We start from the raw sequence: 3,119 nt of genomic DNA, 5'->3' as shown, positions 1-3,119 counted from the left end.
GCCCGAGCACCGTGCGGGCCCACCTCGAGAACATCTTCCGCAAGCTCGAGTGCACCACCCGGGCCGCCGCCACCCTGAAGGCGATGACGACCGGGCTGCTCTGATCAGCGGCCGCGGGTGGTGGCCTTCGCGAGCGATCGCGCGACCGCCTTCGCGGACTGCGGCTTCGCCGGCGGAAGACTGCCGAGCAGGCCGCCGTTGACGATCTCGACCACCAGCCCGCCCTCGGTGCCGCGCACGCGGCCGATCACCTGGCCGTTGCCGCTGATCGTCACGGTGCCGCTGCCGCTCAAGCTGCCGGGCTGCGTGCCGAAGTCGAGCTGGAAGAAGCCGTCGACCACGTAGTTCACGCCGCCGCGGCTGAACGCGAGCTGCGCGTACTCCTCGCGGATCAGCAGCGTCTGCACCGCGGGCTCCACGCCCTGCGTCACCGTGTGCATCAGTGCATTGCCGCCGGTGAAGGTCGACACCGACTGGGTCGCCACGTCGGTCACGGTCAGTCCGTTGGCCGGCAGGTAGCGCAGCTTCGTGGTCTCGGTCGTGCCGTTCAGGCTGCCGTCGAGCTCGACCTTCGCGTTGCCCTGCACGCGGTTCGTCTTCTCGTCACCGTTCATGTCGTCGGCCGTCACGCGGAAGTCGGTCACGGTCGACTGCGCCGAGCCGACACGGTGCGCCAGGTCCGCGAAGCTGTACGCGAGGCTGCTGCTGCCGGTGTACAGCGAGGTCGATTCGGTGCGGCAGGCATTGAACTGCGCGGCCAGCGTGTGGTTGCCGGTCGGCAGCGTCGTGCCCGGTGCGGGCGCGGCCCCGCCATCCAGCGTGATGCCTGCCGTGCCGCCGCCGCACACCGCGCTGACCGCCAGCACCTTGAAGCCGTCGTCGGCGAACTGCAGCGGTGCGCCGGCGGCTTCCATGCCTGGCAGCCACGCGGTCATCAGCGCGAGCAGCTTCGCCTGCTGGTCGTCGCTGGCCTGGTTGACCGTCAGCGTCGCGGCGGCGCTCGTCACGCTGCCCTTCGCATTCTTCACGACCACCTGGAACTGCGCGCCGTTGTCGGCCGCGGTCACCGCGGCCAGCGTCAGCACGTTGGCCGATGCGCCGGCGATGTCGGTGCCGTTGCGTTGCCACTGGTAGGCGAGCGGTGCGCTGCCCTTGGCCTCGACCGCGAAGACCGCCGAGCTGCCGACGTTGACGACGATGCCCTGCGGCTGCGTCGTGATCACCGGCGGCGATTGCGCCGGGATGACGGTGAGCTTCGCCGCGTCGGTCGTCAGCGTGCCGCCGGCGTTGCTCACGGTGACGCTGAACAGCGCGCCGTCGTCGCCCTCGACCGTCGTGAACGCGTAGCTGGGCGATGCCGCACCGGCGATCGCCTGGCCGTTGCGCTTCCATTGGTAGGTGAACGGCGCACTGCCGGTCACGCCCACCGTGAAGACGGCGGTCTCGCCGGCATTCACCGTCGCGTCGCGCGGTGCCCAGGCCAGCGTCGGCGGGATCGGCGTCGCGCTGACGGTGAGCTTGGCGGTCGTGGTCGTCACGCTGCCGGCGGCGTTGGTGGCCTTCAGGCTGTAGACGGCGCCGTTGTCAGCCAGCGTCACCTCCGGCAGCCACAGGAAGCTGCTGTCGCTGCCGGCAATCTCGACGCCGTTGCGCAGCCAGACATAGGTCATCGGCTGCGTGCCGTCGATGGTGGCGTAGAACATCACGGTCTCGCCGATCGCCACCGTCTGCGCGCGCGGGTTGCTCGTCACCTTCGGCGCGAGCTTGCTGCCGGTGGTCGCGGTTTCCAGCACCATGCATTCGGTCATCGCGCCGTTCTCGCTCCCCATCGTCACTTCGTGGATGGCGGTGACGAGCTTGTCGGTCGCGGCCCACACCGAGGTGGTCGAATCCTTGCGCACCTGCACGACGAAATGGCCGGTGGCGTCGGTGATCGCCGAGCTGCGCCCGGAGTAGTCGACGCCGCTGGTGCTGACCAGCACGTTCGCCGCCGGCTTGCCGTCGGCGGTCACCACGCAGCCTTCGAGGTCGACGGTCTCGGCGACCTGGTCGGCGTTCCAGTAGCTGAAGTGCGTGACGGTGCCTTCGTAGTACTGGTTCGCGCCGGTGCCGCTCAGCGTGGCCGTGCCTTCCTGCACCCAGCGCGCGCTGGCCTCGTCGAAATGCCACAGCGGCACGCTGGCCGGCGGGTTCGGCGAGCGGGTCGACAACGGGATGCGCACGGTGGCCTGGCTGCCGGGCTTCAGGTTCAGGCGCTTGCCGTCGGCATCGCGCAGGTCGACCTTGACCGCACCGAAGCTCTCGATCGCGCGCACGCTGCCGTTCTGCAGCGTCGTGTAGCCGCCGGGCATGCGCTCGGGGTCACGTGCCGGGTCGACCGGCGTGACGCTGACCGACACGGTGCCGGCCGCGGGCGCGCCGGTCTCGGCGTCGACCAGGCTGGCGGCCGGCAGCGCCACTTGCGCGGTGCCGGCGGCGTTGCCGATGACGGCGCTGGCCGCAGCGGAGAAGGTCTGCGGCGCGGCGAGCTTCAGCAGGCGCACGCGGATGTCGGCCGTGCTGCCGGTGGCGAGTTTGACGACGGCGACGTTCGCACCGTGTTGGGTGGCTTCGACCTTGACGGTCACGCGCTCGGCCGGCGCGACGCCGGTCAGCGTGAAGCTGCCGTCGTTCGCGGTCTTCGTGCTCGCGCTGCCGGCCGTGACGGTGGCGTTGGCGACGGCCTGGTCGCTGTCCATGTCGACGACGTGCCCGGTGACGCTGGCGGTGGCCGGTGGCGGGTTGTTGCCGCCATCGTTCGAATCGCCGCCGCCGCACGCGGMGAGGGCGAGGCTGGCGAGCAGGGCGGCCAGCCCGTGGGTGAATGATTTCATCATCGGTGTCCCTTGGTGAGGATTGAGGAGGGCTTCAGGAAGAGGGCTTCAGCGGTTGCCGGCGGCTCGCGGCGCCAGCCCCTTCAGGTGCAGGTACAGCGCCTGCGCATCGGTGTCGTTCAGCGCCTGCAGCGATTCGAACGGCATCACGCGGCTGATCGCACTGCCGTCGGGGCGCCRGCCGCTGCGCAGCATCCGGACGAACGCGCCCGCATCGGCGTAGTGCGCCATCGCACTGGCGTCGCC

At 70.5% G+C, this 3,119-nt stretch carries 2 protein-coding genes and 1 pseudogene; 1 reads left to right on the top strand and 2 read right to left on the bottom strand.

What is annotated here, in order from left to right:
• A partial coding sequence (locus tag AC1D15_RS24140; RefSeq protein WP_477827960.1) for a LuxR C-terminal-related transcriptional regulator occupies positions 1 to 104 on the top strand: 104 nt, incomplete at its 5' end.
• Here the strand turns inward: AC1D15_RS24140 and AC1D15_RS24135 are convergent.
• The gene (locus tag AC1D15_RS24135) at positions 105 to 2,873 is read right to left on the bottom strand and encodes an immunoglobulin domain-containing protein (protein WP_477827959.1); all 2,769 of its coding nucleotides are present in this window, start codon (positions 2,871 to 2,873) and stop codon (positions 105 to 107) included.
• 48 nt (positions 2,874 to 2,921) lie between these two features.
• A pseudogene (locus AC1D15_RS24130) lies at positions 2,922 to 3,119 on the bottom strand (c-type cytochrome); the annotation flags it as partial.

The sequence above is a fragment of the Rhizobacter sp. P2_H2 genome (assembly GCF_056403375.1).
The sequence above is the reverse complement of the archived record's forward strand: the minus strand, read 5'-3'. Positions and strand labels throughout refer to the sequence as shown.